The organism is Pseudomonas sp. TMW 2.1634, assembly GCF_001703595.1.
In the GTDB taxonomy this organism is placed as follows: Bacteria; Pseudomonadota; Gammaproteobacteria; order Pseudomonadales; family Pseudomonadaceae; genus Aquipseudomonas; species Aquipseudomonas fragi.
Genome location: NZ_CP016849.1, coordinates 5,135,817 through 5,150,284 on the forward strand (window position 1 = coordinate 5,135,817; position 14,468 = coordinate 5,150,284).

General features: G+C 60.0%; 9 protein-coding genes and 3 tRNA genes. 3 read left to right on the forward strand and 9 right to left on the reverse strand.

The window, feature by feature from the left end:
• The first annotated feature begins 146 nt into the window (after positions 1-146).
• Positions 147-2,048, forward strand: coding sequence for a potassium transporter Kup (locus BFC21_RS24405; protein WP_088379163.1), 1,902 nt, complete (start codon positions 147-149; stop codon positions 2,046-2,048).
• Positions 2,049-2,218: 170 nt separating this feature from the next.
• On the opposite strand, the gene BFC21_RS24410 is transcribed toward BFC21_RS24405, so the two are convergent.
• From BFC21_RS24410 to BFC21_RS24430, 5 genes are all read right to left on the reverse strand, one after another.
• Entirely contained in the window at positions 2,219-3,499 is a 1,281-nt protein-coding gene (locus tag BFC21_RS24410; protein ID WP_088379164.1) for a virulence factor family protein, read from the reverse strand.
• The gene (gene mprF, locus BFC21_RS24415) at positions 3,499-6,141 is read right to left on the reverse strand and encodes a bifunctional lysylphosphatidylglycerol flippase/synthetase MprF (RefSeq protein ID WP_095005375.1); all 2,643 of its coding nucleotides are present in this window, start codon (positions 6,139-6,141) and stop codon (positions 3,499-3,501) included. Before mprF ends, BFC21_RS24410 begins: the two co-directional genes overlap by 1 nt.
• Positions 6,142-6,400: 259 nt before the next feature.
• Positions 6,401-6,477 (reverse strand) — tRNA-Met (locus BFC21_RS24420).
• 161 nt (positions 6,478-6,638) lie between these two features.
• Positions 6,639-6,715, reverse strand: a tRNA-Met gene (locus tag BFC21_RS24425).
• Between the two features lie 338 nt (positions 6,716-7,053).
• Positions 7,054-7,130 (reverse strand) — tRNA-Met (locus BFC21_RS24430).
• A 288-nt stretch (positions 7,131-7,418) separates the two neighbouring features.
• Here BFC21_RS24430 and dinB point away from each other — a divergent pair.
• Positions 7,419-8,480 (forward strand): DNA polymerase IV, encoded by a 1,062-nt coding sequence (gene dinB, locus BFC21_RS24435; protein ID WP_088379166.1) that lies wholly within the window; start codon positions 7,419-7,421, stop codon positions 8,478-8,480.
• A gap of 103 nt (positions 8,481-8,583) precedes the next feature.
• Here dinB and BFC21_RS24440 read toward each other — a convergent pair whose 3' ends face one another.
• The 4 genes from BFC21_RS24440 to BFC21_RS24455 form a co-directional block, all read right to left on the reverse strand.
• Positions 8,584-9,537: a hypothetical protein gene (locus tag BFC21_RS24440; RefSeq protein ID WP_088379167.1), complete on the reverse strand. Its 954-nt coding sequence runs from the start codon at positions 9,535-9,537 to the stop codon at positions 8,584-8,586.
• 17 nt (positions 9,538-9,554) lie between these two features.
• Complete coding sequence (locus BFC21_RS24445) at positions 9,555-11,270, reverse strand: proline--tRNA ligase (RefSeq protein WP_088379168.1); 1,716 nt, start codon at positions 11,268-11,270, stop codon at positions 9,555-9,557.
• Positions 11,271-11,372: 102 nt separating this feature from the next.
• Complete coding sequence (locus BFC21_RS24450; protein ID WP_088379169.1) at positions 11,373-12,917, reverse strand: AmpG family muropeptide MFS transporter; 1,545 nt, start codon at positions 12,915-12,917, stop codon at positions 11,373-11,375.
• Between the two features lie 42 nt (positions 12,918-12,959).
• Entirely contained in the window at positions 12,960-13,307 is a 348-nt protein-coding gene (locus tag BFC21_RS24455) for an MGMT family protein (RefSeq protein ID WP_095005230.1), read from the reverse strand.
• Positions 13,308-13,454: 147 nt separating this feature from the next.
• Here BFC21_RS24455 and BFC21_RS24460 point away from each other — a divergent pair, with 147 nt between their 5' ends.
• Positions 13,455-14,468 (forward strand): DUF481 domain-containing protein, encoded by a 1,014-nt coding sequence (locus BFC21_RS24460; RefSeq protein ID WP_095005231.1) that lies wholly within the window; start codon positions 13,455-13,457, stop codon positions 14,466-14,468.

Genomic DNA, 14,468 nt, shown 5'->3' on the forward strand with positions numbered 1-14,468 from the left:
TGCGCGCCGTTGCGAAAGCAGGGTTTTTAACTAACGTGATTTTGTAGGCAGGAGCCGTAGCTAACACTCGGGAAATCAGCGCATGCTGCTGATCAAATGTAGCGCAAGCCATTAAGAAACGCGGTCAATGGTCGTAGGAGTGATGGATGGGGCAGGCAAGCAGTCAGGCGGCAGAAGACGGTCACTCCAAGGCAAAGCCCATTGGGATGCTGGTTGCAGCAGTGGGTGTGGTGTATGGCGATATCGGCACCAGCCCTTTGTACACCCTTAAAGAGGTGTTTTCCGGCGGGTATGGTGTTCAGGTCAATCACGACGGTGTGTTCGGGATTTTGGCGCTGATCCTGTGGTCGCTGATCTGGGTGGTTTCGATCAAGTACGTGCTGTTTATTCTGCGCGCCGACAACGAAGGCGAGGGCGGCATCATGGCCCTGACCGCACTGGCCAGGCGGGCGGCGTCGCCTTATCCCAGGCTGCGTTCGGTGCTGGTGATCCTGGGGTTGATCGGCGCGGCGCTGTTTTACGGCGACAGCATGATTACCCCGGCGATCTCGGTGCTTTCCGCCGTAGAAGGGCTTGAGCTGGCATTTGACGGCCTGGAGCATTGGGTCGTGCCGCTGGCCTTGATTGTGCTGGTGCTGCTGTTCCTGATTCAGCGCCATGGCACGGCCAGTATCGGCAAGCTGTTCGGGCCGGTCATGGTGGTGTGGTTTGTGGTGTTGGGCGGGCTGGGGATCCACGGCATCGTGCAGCACCCTGAGGTGCTCAATGCGCTGAACCCGATATGGGGCGTGCGCTTCTTTGTGTCTCATCCGGGCATGGGCGTGGCCATTTTGGGCGCCGTGGTGCTGGCGCTGACCGGTGCCGAGGCGCTGTATGCCGACATGGGCCACTTTGGCCGCAAGCCGATTGCCCGGGCCTGGTTCATTCTGGTGTTGCCAGCGTTGGTGCTGAACTACTTCGGCCAGGGTGCCTTGCTGCTGGAAAACCCGGAGGCGGCGCGCAACCCGTTCTACCTGCTGGCACCGGCCTGGGCGCTGATTCCCTTGGTGGGGCTGGCCACGCTGGCGACAGTGATCGCCTCCCAGGCAGTGATTTCCGGGGCTTTCTCCCTGACCCACCAGGCCATTCAACTGGGCTATATCCCGCGCATGCATATCCAGCACACGTCCAGCGCCGAGCAGGGGCAGATTTACATTGGCGCGGTGAACTGGTCGCTGATGGTCGGGGTGATCTTGCTGGTGCTGGGCTTTGAGTCTTCTGGCGCCCTGGCTTCGGCCTACGGGGTGGCGGTGACCGGGACCATGCTGATTACCAGTATTCTGGTGTCGGCAGTGATGTTGCTGCTGTGGAAGTGGCCACCTGTTCTGGCCGTGCCGGTGTTGATCGGCTTTCTGCTGGTGGATGGCCTGTTCTTTATCGCCAACGTGCCGAAAATCTTCCAGGGCGGGGCATTCCCGGTGCTGGCGGGGATTGTGCTGTTTGTCCTGATGACCACCTGGCGGCGCGGCAAGCAACTGCTGGTGGACCGTCTGGATGAAAGCGCGCTGCCGCTGCCGCTGTTTATCAGCAGCATCCGCGTGCAGCCGCCCCATCGCGTCAAGGGTACCGCCGTGTTCCTGACCGCGCGCCCAGATGCCGTGCCCCATGCGCTGTTGCACAACCTGCTGCATAACCAGGTACTGCACGAGCAGGTGGTGTTGCTGACGGTGGTCAACGAAGATTCGCCGCGGGTGCCGGCTTCACGGCGCTTTGAGGTGGATGCCTATGGTGACGGGTTCTACCGGGTGATCCTGCACTTCGGCTTTATGGATGAGCCGGATGTGCCTGAGGCGTTGAAGCTGTGCCATCTCGATGAGCTGGATTTCAGCCCGATGCGCACCACTTACTTCCTGAGCCGGGAGACGGTAATTGCTTCCAAGCTTGTGGGTATGGCGCGCTGGCGCGAAGGTTTGTTCGCCTTTATGCTCAAGAATGCCAACAGTAACCTGCGCTTCTTCAAGTTGCCGCTGAACCGGGTGATTGAACTGGGGACTCAGGTCGAGATGTAACCCCGTCCAGGTACCATGAAAAAGCCCCGGCTCGCGAGAGTCGGGGCTTTTTTGGTTAAACCGGAGCCTATTACTGTGGGAGCGGGCTTGCTCGCGATGCAGGCGGCTCGGTGTATCTGGTAAACCGGGTAGTTGCTATCGCGAGCAATCCCGCTCCCACAAAGGCTGGCTTATTGGGCAGTCACCTGATGCTTCTTGATCAGGTCCACCAGGCGCTGGGCCAGGGCCGGGTAGTTCTCGTCGAAGTGATGGCCGCCAGGCAGCTTGAGGCTTTCGCCGACTGCTGTCTTGGCAGTACAGCCACTTTCATCGACCTCTTCTGCGCCATAGATGCACACCACTTTGCTGGCAGGCAGTTTGGACATTTCTTCGCCGGTATCCGCTTCTGCACCGGCCTTGCCCAGCCAGCCATCGACATGAATCTCAAAACTGCCACTGCGGGCAAAGGCCAGCAACATGATCGAGTCGACGCGCTTTTGCTCGGCCTCAGGCAGGCGGTTATAGGTGGCCGGCAACACATCGGCACCAAACGAATACCCGACCAGCACAAAGCGTTGGGTGCCCCATTTCTGCCGGTAGTGCTGCATCAGCTCGGTGAGGTCGGTGGCGCTTTGCTCAGGGGTCTTGTGCTGCCAGTAGTAGCGCAGCATGTCGATGCCCACCACCGGGTAGCCGATCTTGGCCATTTCGCCCGCCACGTCACGGTCCAGGTCGCGCCAGCCGCCATCACCGGAGAGGAACAGGGTCACGGTGCTGTTTTGCTGGCCGGCAGGCACTTCGACCACCGGCATGCTCAGCCCGCCGTTCTCATCGCCCACCAGGATCTTGCGCAGCTCGTTGCTCAGCACTTGTGGGTAGTGAATGTCGTAGTCGCTGATGCTGGTCTGCGCGTTCGGCTGATCGCGTACAAAAGCGGCGCTCGGGTCGTCAGGGTTGTCGTTCCAGGCCACCAGCCAGTTGCCGTGAGCCGCGGTTTTCGGAACGGGCAGGGTGCAACCGGGTTCTTCCAGCTTGAAACCTACCGACACGGCCTGGGCCTTGTCATTGGTTTGCTCGGCCAGCCAGCGCCAGGCCAGGGTTGCCCCGGGGCCGATACCGCTGACCAGGGTCGCAGGGCCCTTGAGTTGTTGCAGCGCAGTTTGCAGGGCTTGCTGTTGCAGGGTGCAGTCGTCCTTGGGCAGGATCACCTGAACGACTTGCGCCTTGCCGCCGCGGCTCAGGGCCATTAGCTGCTTGTCGTTGAGGGCTTCTTCGGCCGGGGTGGCAATAACCACCCGGGCCTGGGCTTTCTGGCCGGGAATGACATTGGTCAGGGTCGAGCCATCGGTTTGGCTCAGGTGTTCAACCGTTGGCTGCGGCGCAGGGCGATTCCACCACCAATAGCCGCCTGCAGCAAGCGCGACCAGCACTATCAAGGCAAGCAACAAAAACCGCCAGGAACGATGTTTCATTAACGTTTCACCAATCCAGTCAAGCCGCCTGCAATCAGGGCGGCGGTATCAGCCAGTGCCACCAGCGGATCAAGTCCGGCGGGCACGGCCATATAACGAGGTTCCCAGTCGGGCTGGAATTTGTCTTTGAAGCGGCGCAAACCCTGGAAGTTGTACAGGTGCTCGCCGCGCTGGAACAACATCGACCCCAAACGCTGGGTCAAGGGTGCGCCGCGACGCGGTTGCAGGCCGGACAGAGGTACCATCCCCAGGCTGAAACGGGCGTATCCATGCTTTTTATAATGCTGAATCAGGCCGACCATCATAAATTCCATGGTCAGTTTCGGCGCGTCCGGGTGGGCACGCATCAGGTCCAGGCTCGACAGCTCGTGGCTGTGGGTCTCAAGCAGGTTGGCAAAGGCCACCGGCTTGCCTTCAAAGCGAATAATGGCCACGCGAAAGTGCTTGATATAGTCCTCGCTGAAACGCCCCAGGGAGAAGCCTTTTTCGCGCACGTTCTTGCCGGTGAGCCAGGCATCGGAAATGACTTTGAGCTCATCCATCGGCGCTTCGCCCGGTTCATGGATTTCCAGTGACAGGCCGTCACGGGTGCCACGGTTCCAGGTGTAGCGCAGGTCTTTCATCTCTTTGCCCTTGGCTTCGAGATCAAAGCGGTGCAAATCGACGCGGGCTTCTTCGCCCAGCTTGATCGCGGTCAGGCCGATGTCCATGTAGAACGGCAGGTTCTCGGCGCGTACCTGGTAGAACACAGGGCGGGCGTGGACGGTGTCGCACAGGTCGCGAAATTGCCAGATCAACTCGGCACGCTGCTGGGGCGGCCCGATCGGGTCGTACAGCGCCACCAGGCTGCGACCGCGACGGGCGTACATCAGGAAGGCGTTGTCGTCGGGGTGGAACAGCAGGGCCTTGTCGCCGGTGAGTGCGAGGCCGCCGTCGGGCTGGTCGGAGGCGAGGATGATCTTGCCGGCTTTTTCCAGTTCAGCGGCATCGGGCAGGTGGATCACCGGGCGAGCGGTGCGCAGCAGCCAGGTCAGGGACACGACCACCAGCAGCACGGCGGCACCCAGCAGAGAGCGCAGGCCCCGTGGCGCGTCCGAGTCGAGGGTGAACTGCCACCACAGTTGATGGCTGTACGGAACGTCCTGATAGGCGAACAGCAGCAACCAGATCGAGGCACCCAGTACGCAGATGCTGGCGACCAGATACAACGGCGAAAATGGCAGCTCGGTCAGGCGGCTCGGGCGGTAGAAAGAACGGCGGAACAAGCCCAGCAGGCTGGCGGTCAGGACCAGGACGGTTGCCTCTTCCCAGTCGAAGCCTTTAAGCAGGGACAGTACGGCGCCGACCAGCAGCAGGATCGTGGTCAGCATCCAGGCGGCAGACAGGCGCCGGCGCAAGCCCTGGGCCAGCAGCAGGCAGAGCACGCCGATCAGGCTGGCGCCAAAGTGCGAGGCGTCGACCAGGCGGTGGGGGATCAGGAAGCCAATGTGTTCAAGGCGCGTGTCAATCTCGGGTGTGGCGCCGGAAAACAGCAGGACCACCCCGGACATGAATACCAGCACGGCCAGTACCGGAGCGGCCAGGCCGGAAGCGACCCGCAGGCTTTGCCGGGTCTGGATCAGGCGCTGGGCTTCGTTCATCAGCAGCATCAGGCAGGCAATCAGCAGCGGCAGAATCACATAGATCATGCGATACAGCAGCAGGGCAGCGGCCAGTGGCGCGGCCCCGAGCTTGTCGGCGAAGGCGGCCAGCAATATTGCCTCGAACACCCCGACACCGCCGGGTACATGGCTGAGCACACCGGCCGCCAGGGCCAGCAGGTAAACCAGCATAAATGCGCCAAAGGGCGGTGCTTCAGGCAGCAGCAGGTACAGCACGGTGGCGGCGGCTGCGACGTCCAGCGCGGTAATGACCAGTTGCAGCAAGGTCAGGCGCGGGCTGGGCAGGCGCAGGGTGCGGCGTCCGGCCTTGACCAGCAGGTTGTCGGGGATCGGTTGCTCGGGCAGGCGCCGGCGGTAGATGCCCAGCGCCAGCAAGGCAAACAGCGCCAACACCGCGAAAGCAATAGAACCCAATATCCAGGCCGGGATATGCAGGGCAGCGGCGGCGGCGGGCAGGTTGCTCAGCGTTGCCAATGCCGCCAGGGGCGGCAGTGCGCAGCCCAGTGACAGGCTGGCGAACAGCGTCATATGGGCGACTTCTGATGCCCCGGCGCCATGACGTGCATACAGGCGATAGCGCACGGAGCCGCCAGAGAGCAGCGACAAGCCGATGGCATTGCCAATGGCAAAGGCGGTAAAGCCGCCCAGGGCCAGGGTTTTGGGTGGCAGTTTTACCCCCGCATAGCGGCTGGCTGACCACTCGTAACCGAGCAGAATCACAAAGCCCACGGCTGTAGCTGCCACGGCACCGAAGAGGGCGGGCTTGGGGACTTCCATGATCGAGTCGTGCAGGGCGTACAGGTCCAGCTCGCTGAGCAGATGACGACAGGCAATCAACGCTATGGCAAACAGCAGCAGCGTCAGTGCGAGGCCAATCGGTTGGCGGTACTTGCTCAGCAAATCCAGCCAGCGCAAACGGGTCGCGGCAATGGGGTGGACTGCTGTAACGGCTTCTATGGGTTCTGGCGAGTTATCGGGCATCAATCACCTCGTGGATCGTGCGCGATAGGATGGAGGCATAGGCTCAAGTTACCAATCCTTTTGGTCAAAATATTTCTAATTATGTTCAGCCGTTTGCCTGAGGTTCAGGATTGGTCTGAGAAAAAAGGGTAATTGCTGGCAGACAGCATAGACGAGAGGACTTTCAGAAATATGACGTTTAATGTCAATAAACGTCTGATGGAGACTTTTCGAGCGCGCACAAAAAAGGCCACTCTTTCGAGTAGCCTTTTTTGATGTTTGGTTGCGGGAGCCGGATTTGAACCGACGACCTTCGGGTTATGAGCCCGACGAGCTACCAGACTGCTCCATCCCGCGTCTGTGGGGTGGATTCTACAGCGGATCGTGCAGGTGTCAACCCTTAAATCACGTAAGCGCTTGAAATACCCGGTTTTAATCCCTTTCCTGCAATTGCCAGGAGGAGGGCAAAAACACGCAGGCACAAAAAAGGCCACTCTTTCGAGCAGCCTTTTAATGTTTGGTTGCGGGAGCCGGATTTGAACCGACGACCTTCGGGTTATGAGCCCGACGAGCTACCAGACTGCTCCATCCCGCGTCTGTGGGGCGCACTCTACAGTGATGAGCGGGGGTGTCAACCTTTAATGCGTAAATGAGCTAAATAAGATCAAAACAGGCATGAATTTTGGATATGGGCAGTTCGGTCCGTAGCAGCTGCCGAGGTACGAGGCTGCGATCGGCGTGGTGCGGCACTCCGACGCAGTCGTCGTAAATCAGGCGCCCCGGCGTGTCAGGAATTATTGAGTGCTCAGGTATTACGACGACTGCGTCGCCGATCGCAGCCTTCGTTCCTCGGCAGCGACTACACGTTGGGTGGCAGTACAAAACACGCGCGCACAAAAAAGGCCACTCTTTCGAGTAGCCTTTTTCGATGTTTGGTTGCGGGAGCCGGATTTGAACCGACGACCTTCGGGTTATGAGCCCGACGAGCTACCAGACTGCTCCATCCCGCGTCTGTGGGGTGGATTCTACAGCGATACGCGGGGCTGTCAAACGTTAATTTAGAAAAATTCGTTATGCGTCAATTGGTTAGCTAGAAAATACAGCTATAAAAAGCCCTGCAGGCCCTGTTCTGTATGGGGTGTAGCTCTATTGAGGCTAGAGATTCGATTGAAAAAAACAATTCAGCGACGTTTTTCCCGCGTCTGTCGGGGAGAATCAAGACTACTGGTGCTATATACAGTTCGCGGTGACATACTTGCGCGGTGTATTGCCTACTCCATTGAAGAACACCGCCCTACATGACGCAGCGCAAAATCATCCACGTCGACTGTGACTGTTTCTACGCCGCTATTGAGATGCGCGATGACCCGAGCCTGGCAAACAAGCCGATGGCGGTCGGGGGTTCTTCTGATCGACGTGGGGTGATCGCCACCTGCAATTACGAAGCGCGCGCCTATGGTGTGCGCTCGGCAATGTCATCCCGGCATGCCCTCAAGCTGTGCCCGGACCTGGTTATCGTCAGCGGCCGGATGGATGCCTATAAAGAAGCGTCCAAAGAAATCCACGGCATCCTGCGTGATTACACCGAGCTGATCGAGCCGCTGTCCCTGGATGAGGCATACCTGGACGTGTCCGACAGCCCGCATTTTGCCGGCAGTGCCACGCGCATCGCCCAGGATATTCGCCGGCGCGTGTCCAATCAGTTGCATATCACCGTCTCGGCCGGGGTGGCCCCCAACAAGTTTCTGGCCAAGATCGCCAGTGATTGGCGCAAGCCCAACGGGTTGTTCGTGATTACCCCGGACCAGGTCGATGATTTTGTCTCGGCCTTGCCGGTCAACAAACTGCATGGCGTGGGCAAAGTTACGGCCGACAAGCTCGGGCGCCTGGGCATCGAGACCTGCCTGCAGCTGCGGGACTGGAACAAACTGGCGCTGGTACGGGAATTTGGCAGTTTTGGTGAGCGGTTATGGGGGTTGGCGCGGGGGATTGATGAGCGGCTGGTGCAAAGTGACAGTCGGCGTCAGTCAGTCAGTGTGGAAAACACTTACGATACGGATTTGCCTGATCTGGCCAGTTGCCTGGAGAAGCTCCCGGAGCTGCTTGAGACCCTGAACCGGCGTATTGAGCGTATCGACAGCAGTTATCGTCCCGGCAAGCCGTTCGTCAAAGTGAAATTCCACGACTTTACCCAGACTACGCTGGAGCAGTCCGGTGCAGGGCGCGATCTGGAGAGTTATCAGGGGTTGTTGAGCCAGGCGTTTGCACGCGGCGCCAGGCCCGTGCGATTGCTCGGGCTGGGCGTGCGTTTGCATGATTTGAACAATGGGTTCGAGCAGCTGGAGCTGTTCAAGGGGTAGGTCGGTTTGCTTGTTGTGGGAGCGGGCTTGCTCGCGATGCAGGCACTGCGGTCTGTCAGGAAAACCACAGCGATATCATCGCGGGCAAGCCCGCTCCCACACGTCAGCTGACGCCCGGGTCCGCCACCAGTCGCCCGGCATTTTTGGTCAATGACTGCACGAATTCACGTTGTAGCTCCGGGTCGTTGCGCGTGAGTTCGATCAGGCTTTGTTCCAGTTCGCTGGCTTCTTCCTCCAGCCCCAGCTCCGACAGGCGCTTGACCCGATGCACCCACTGGTTGACGTCGTCACCTTCCAGGTCGTCGTAGATCAGGTTGTGCGCTTCAAGCAACTTGCCGCGCAGCTTGCTGCTGATCGACAGGGTCGAGTCCGAATGGGTTTCGTCCTGGGCGTCTTCCACCATGATGGTCAGCTTGCCGATGTGATTGAGGTCTTGCTCGGCAAACGGGCTGTCCAGCAGGTTGAGGCGCAACACGCCATTACGGTCTGTGGTCAGCTCGTGGGCTTGCTTGCCCGCCTTGACCACCACCGGCCGCTCAGACCAGGGCAAGCTTGAATATTCCAGGCGCTTGTCGCGCTGAACGTCATCAATGCCCGCCAGGTTCTGCTCGGCGCGGCCGTGGGACTGCACGTTCATTGCCGGGTTAATGCCGGCAAAGCCGTAGTTGATCCAGTCCTTGGTCACGCTGTCCGGCAGTTGCCCGAACATGAACACGTTCAGCACATTGGCGCCCACCCCCGCGACGATAGCCACCGCGCCCAGCGGAATCTCATAGACTTCGCGCCAGGGCTGGTAGGGGGTATAGCGGTCGTAATGACGGGTGACATCGAACTCGGTGACCTCGAAGGTCTTTTGTTCATTGATGCGCACACGCCGTTGCGGCAGCTCAAGCACGGCTGGCGAGCCCACATCGATCTGCAGGCTGTGGGCGAGCAGTTTGCGCTCGATGCGTTCCTCGTGCTCGCTGCGTTGCGACATGTGATTGGCACAGCCGCTCAGCAGCAGGGCGCCGCACATGGCGGCGCCCCCGAGGGTCAAGGTGTTTCGAGTGAACATGGCGTCTCTATCTGGGTTCAGCGAGCGATACGGGCCTGAAGGAAGGCAAGCACATCAGCAACGGGCAGGGCTTGTGGCTCTGCTTCGGTGCGGCTCTTGTATTCCAGATTGCCTTCAGCCAGGCCACGGTCGCTGACCACGATCCGGTGCGGGATGCCGATCAGTTCCATGTCAGCGAACTTGATGCCGGGGCTGGTTTTCTTGTCGCGATCGTCCAGCAGCACTTCAAAACCTGCTGCCGTCAGTTCGGCATACAGTTTGTCGGTGGCTTCGCGCACGGCTTCGGTTTCGTAACGCAGCGGTACCAGGGCAATCTGAAACGGTGCCAGGGCATCGCTCCAGATGATGCCGCGTTCGTCGTTGTTCTGCTCGATGGCCGCAGCCACCACGCGGGAAACACCAATGCCGTAGCAGCCCATTGCCAGGGTGACCGGCTTGCCGTTTTCGCCCAGCACCTGGCACTTCATGGCTTCGCTGTACTTGGTGCCCAGCTGGAAGATGTGTCCCACTTCAATGCCGCGCTTGATTTCCAGGGTGCCTTTGCCATCCGGGCTAGGGTCGCCGGCAACGACATTGCGCAAGTCGGCAACGGTCGGAACTGGCAGGTCACGCTCCCAGTTCACGCCGAAGTAGTGCTTGTCGTCGATATTGGCGCCCACGCCGAAATCGCTCATCAGCTCGACCGAGCGATCGATGATGCAGGGCAGTGGCAGGTTCAGCGGGCCCAGGGAGCCAGCGCCGGCGCCGATGGCGTCACGCAGTTCTGCGTCGGATGCCATGACCAGCGGGCTGTGTACCAACGGATGGTTGGCAGCCTTGATTTCGTTGAGTTCGTGATCGCCACGGATCACCAGGGCGATCAGCTTGCCGGCTTCGGCAGCGTGAACGATCAGGGTCTTGACGGTCTTTTCGATCGGCAGGTCATAGCCGTCGACCAGTTGTGCGATGGTCTTGGCATCTGGCGTGTCGACCAGGCGCAGCTCCTGGGTGGCCGCTGGGCGCGAGGTTTCGGCAGGCACGGCTTCGGCTTTTTCGATGTTGGCCGCGTAGTCGGAACCATTGCTGAACACGATATCGTCTTCACCGGATTCGGCCAGCACATGGAACTCGTGGGAGCCGGCACCGCCGATGGAGCCGTTGTCGGCTTCAACCGGGCGGAAGTTCAGGCCCAGGCGGGTGAACACGTTGCAGTACGCCTGGTGCATGCGGTCATAGGTGACCTGCAGCGAAGCGTTGTCGGCGTGGAAGGAGTAGGCGTCCTTCATGATGAATTCACGGCCGCGCATCAAGCCGAAGCGCGGGCGGATCTCGTCACGGAATTTGGTCTGGATCTGGTACAGGTTGATAGGCAGCTGTTTGTAGCTGTTCAACTCGTTGCGGCACAGGTCGGTGATCACTTCTTCGTGGGTCGGGCCTACGCAGAACTCACGACCGTGGCGGTCCTTGAGGCGCAGCAACTCCGGGCCGTATTCTTCCCAGCGCCCGGATTCCTGCCACAGCTCGGCTGGCTGGATGCTCGGCATCAGCACTTCCAGAGCGCCTGCAGCGTTCATTTCTTCACGAACAATGGCTTCGGCCTTGCGCATGATCCGCAGGCCCATCGGCAGCCAGGTGTACAGGCCCGAAGCAAGTTTGCGAATCATGCCGGCGCGCAGCATCAGCTGATGGCTGATAACAACCGCATCGGAAGGCGTTTCTTTCTGTGTGGCGAGCAAATATTGACTGGTGCGCATGGTTAGCCGTTGCCGTGCTGGTGACTAGATATGACTGAGCATTGTACGGGCGAGACGTGCCTGCGTACAGGGTGGGCGGGGGAGAGGGGCTCCCCCCCGTGTTTACGGGTGTTTTTCCAGGTCTACCGCAGGCTTGTGGCGGGCCCGGCGGCTCTCCTGGTACCAGTGCAGGCCGATCAGCAGCAGTGTGGGGATGCCCATCACGGCGGTGATGATAAAGAAGTTGTGATAACCGAACTTCTCCACCATGACCCCCGAGTATCCGCCCATCAAGCGCGGCAGCAGCAGCATGATCGAGCTGAGCAGGGCGTACTGGGTGGCGGAAAACTTGAGGTTGGTCAGGCTGGACAGGTAGGCCACGAACGCCGAAGTGGCGAGGCCGGAGCTGAAGTTGTCGAGGGAAATGGTGACAATCAGCATCTGCAGATTCGGCCCCATATCGGCGAGCAGCATGAACAGCAGGTTGGTGCCTGCCGATGCCGCGCCGCCGATGAGCAGGATCGGCAGAATGCCGAAACGCACGATCAGCAAGCCGCCCATGCCCGCGCCGACAAGGGTCATGATCAGGCCGAAAATCTTGCTGACCCCGGCAATCTGGTCCTTGGTAAAGCCCTGGTCGATATAAAACACGTTGGCCATGACGCCCATGACCGTGTCCGACATCCGGTAGGTGGCAATCAACCCCAGCAGCAGCAGGGCTTGCCAGCGATAGCGCACAATAAAGTCGTTTACCGGCGTCAGCACTGGCGCCAGCCCGCGTCGGCCAATGGATGACAAGCACAACACCGTCAGCAGCGTGTACAGGATGGCACGCAGAAAGGCCCGGTCTTCCAGCACCAGGGTGATCGGGCTGACGCCTTCGAATAACACGCCGGCAAAATCGGTGTTGTAGAGCTGGGTGAACATGGCCGGCACGGATACCAGCAACACGATCAGGACGAAAACCGACGCCAGCTGGTGGCCGAAACTGTAGCGCCCGGCCGACAGCTGGGTGCGCAATGGCACGGGTGGTTCGCGCATAAACAGGGTGGTGAGCAGCGCGGGCACCATCAACAGGCCGAACAGCACGTAGGTGCCGGTCCAGGCCGAGTGCTTGTAGTTGAAGCCCGTCGAGCCGAAGCCTTCGGCAAAGAACAGGGCGCCCGCCGTGGCCAGCAGGGCGGCCACGCGATAGCCGGACATGTAACTGGCGGCGAGCGCGGCCTGGCGGTTGTCTTCGGCGATTTCCAGGCGATAGGCGTCGACGGCAATGTCCTGGGTGGCCGAGGCGAAGGACACCACAACCGCAATGGCAATCAGCCAGGACAGATGTTTTTGCGGGTCACAAAAGCCCATGCCGATCAGGCCCAGAATGACCAGCGACTGCGACAGCACCAGCCATGAGCGACGCCGGCCCAGTTTGCCGAGCAATGGCAGGCGCCATTGGTCCAGCAGCGGCGACCACACCCACTTGAAGGCATAGGCCAGCCCGATCAGGCTGGCATAACCAATGGTTTCACGGGCCACACCGGCTTCGCGCAACCATACGGAGAGCGTTGAAAACACCAGCATGTACGGCAAACCGGCGGCAAAACCGAGCAGCAACAGCACGAGGGTCGAGGGGCTGGAATACGCAGCTAGCGCTTCGCGCCAGGTTTTACGGGGCATGGACTGGAGTCTGCCTCTGGTTGCGGAAACAAAGGGCGCACTCTAACCGCAGTGCTCTATCTGGCGCCAGCCATGACGGTGCATATCCACGCGATTATTCATGATGCTCACCCCTTCAGCGCGCAAACGCGCCCGTTGTTCATCACCAGAAGGGCTGCCTGCTGGCAAACTGATACGCCCGCCGGCAGCGAGAACCCGGTGCCAGGGCAGGCGCGTGCCTTCGGGGAGCTGGCTCAGGGTGCGCCCAACCCAGCGCGCTGCTCGCCCAAGGCCGGCCATAGCGGCCAATTGACCGTAAGTCACGACACTACCGGCGGGGACCATCATCAAGGTTGAATACAGTGCCGTGCGGCGGATCTCGGCAGGGGTATGCGGGGTGTCGGGTGGCATATTCACGGCGGGCTTCTGGCCAGGGGGCTGTCGTTGACTGAACTATAGAAGGAACTCCGGCACAATGAGCCGGTCTTTGTTCCTCAAGGGCATATCCATCCGGATAATGCCGGCATTCTTTCGTATTTCCGAGTTTTCCACCCGCTTATGTTGTCCAGACCCCTGTTATGCCTTGTTGTCATGTGCCTTGCCGCGCCCGTGTTTGCCGATACGGTGTGGTTGAAGAACGGCGACCGCCTGAGCGGCAAGATCAAAGTCTTTGATGGCGGCAAGCTGTTGATCCAGACCGACTATGCCGGTGCCGTGCCGATTGACTGGAAACAGGTCAAGACCCTGGAGAGTGATCAGGAGTTAATGGTCAAGCAGGATACCTGGACGGGTGAGAAGGCCAAGTCGTTGCAGGCGGCCGAAGACGGCAGCGTGACCCTGGCCAACGGTGAAGCGCCGAAAACCGTGGCACTGGCCAGTATCCAGCAAATCATCAAGCCCAAGCCGCTGGTCGAAGACCTGGTGTGGAAGGGCAATGTCGATGTAGCGATGGACTACCAGCGGGCGGACAAGGATACCGACGATTACGACATCGATTTCAAGACCACGGCTCGCCACGGCGCCTGGCGTCATCACGCCGAAGGCGAATACAACCGCGAGTTTCAGAACGATGTGGTCACCACGGACAACTGGACTGCCGAATACGCACTCGACTACTTCATTGATGAAAAGTGGTACTGGCAAGGTCGCCTGACCTACAACCGCGATCGGGTCGAAGACATCTCCCGCCAGCGCACGGTCGGTACCGGCCCCGGCTACCAGTTTTGGGATGACGAACTGGGTGCGTTCTCGCTGGGTTCGCTGCTCAACCGCACCGACTACGAATACTCTGACGGCAAGAAAGACAACTTCTACTCGCTAGCCATGAAATGGGATTACAACCGTTACCTGATGGGCAAAACCGTCTCGATTTTCACTAATGGTGAGCTGGGCAAGTCACTGGAAGGGCAATCAGACTACAGCCTCGATTCCGAAATCGGCTTGCGCTACAAGGTGACGGAATGGGCGTCGCTGAACCTCAAGGCCGAAAAAGACCTGATCGGCAGCTCGACCGGTTCGGACAATTCCCTCAATAAAACTCGCTATACCGTAGGGTTTGGGGTGGTCTGGTGA

Bases quoted from the DNA above. Each gene is read 5' to 3' on its own strand.
- BFC21_RS24405 (WP_088379163.1), top strand. From the start codon at position 147: ATGGGGCAGGCAAGCAGTCAGGCGGCAGAAGACGGTCACTCCAAGGCA.
- BFC21_RS24410 (WP_088379164.1), bottom strand. From the start codon at position 3,499: ATGAAACATCGTTCCTGGCGGTTTTTGTTGCTTGCCTTGATAGTGCTG.
- mprF (WP_095005375.1), bottom strand. From the start codon at position 6,141: ATGCCCGATAACTCGCCAGAACCCATAGAAGCCGTTACAGCAGTCCAC.
- dinB (WP_088379166.1), top strand. From the start codon at position 7,419: ATGACGCAGCGCAAAATCATCCACGTCGACTGTGACTGTTTCTACGCC.
- BFC21_RS24440 (WP_088379167.1), bottom strand. From the start codon at position 9,537: ATGTTCACTCGAAACACCTTGACCCTCGGGGGCGCCGCCATGTGCGGC.
- BFC21_RS24445 (WP_088379168.1), bottom strand. From the start codon at position 11,270: ATGCGCACCAGTCAATATTTGCTCGCCACACAGAAAGAAACGCCTTCC.
- BFC21_RS24450 (WP_088379169.1), bottom strand. From the start codon at position 12,917: ATGCCCCGTAAAACCTGGCGCGAAGCGCTAGCTGCGTATTCCAGCCCC.
- BFC21_RS24455 (WP_095005230.1), bottom strand. From the start codon at position 13,307: ATGCCACCCGACACCCCGCATACCCCTGCCGAGATCCGCCGCACGGCA.
- BFC21_RS24460 (WP_095005231.1), top strand. From the start codon at position 13,455: ATGTTGTCCAGACCCCTGTTATGCCTTGTTGTCATGTGCCTTGCCGCG.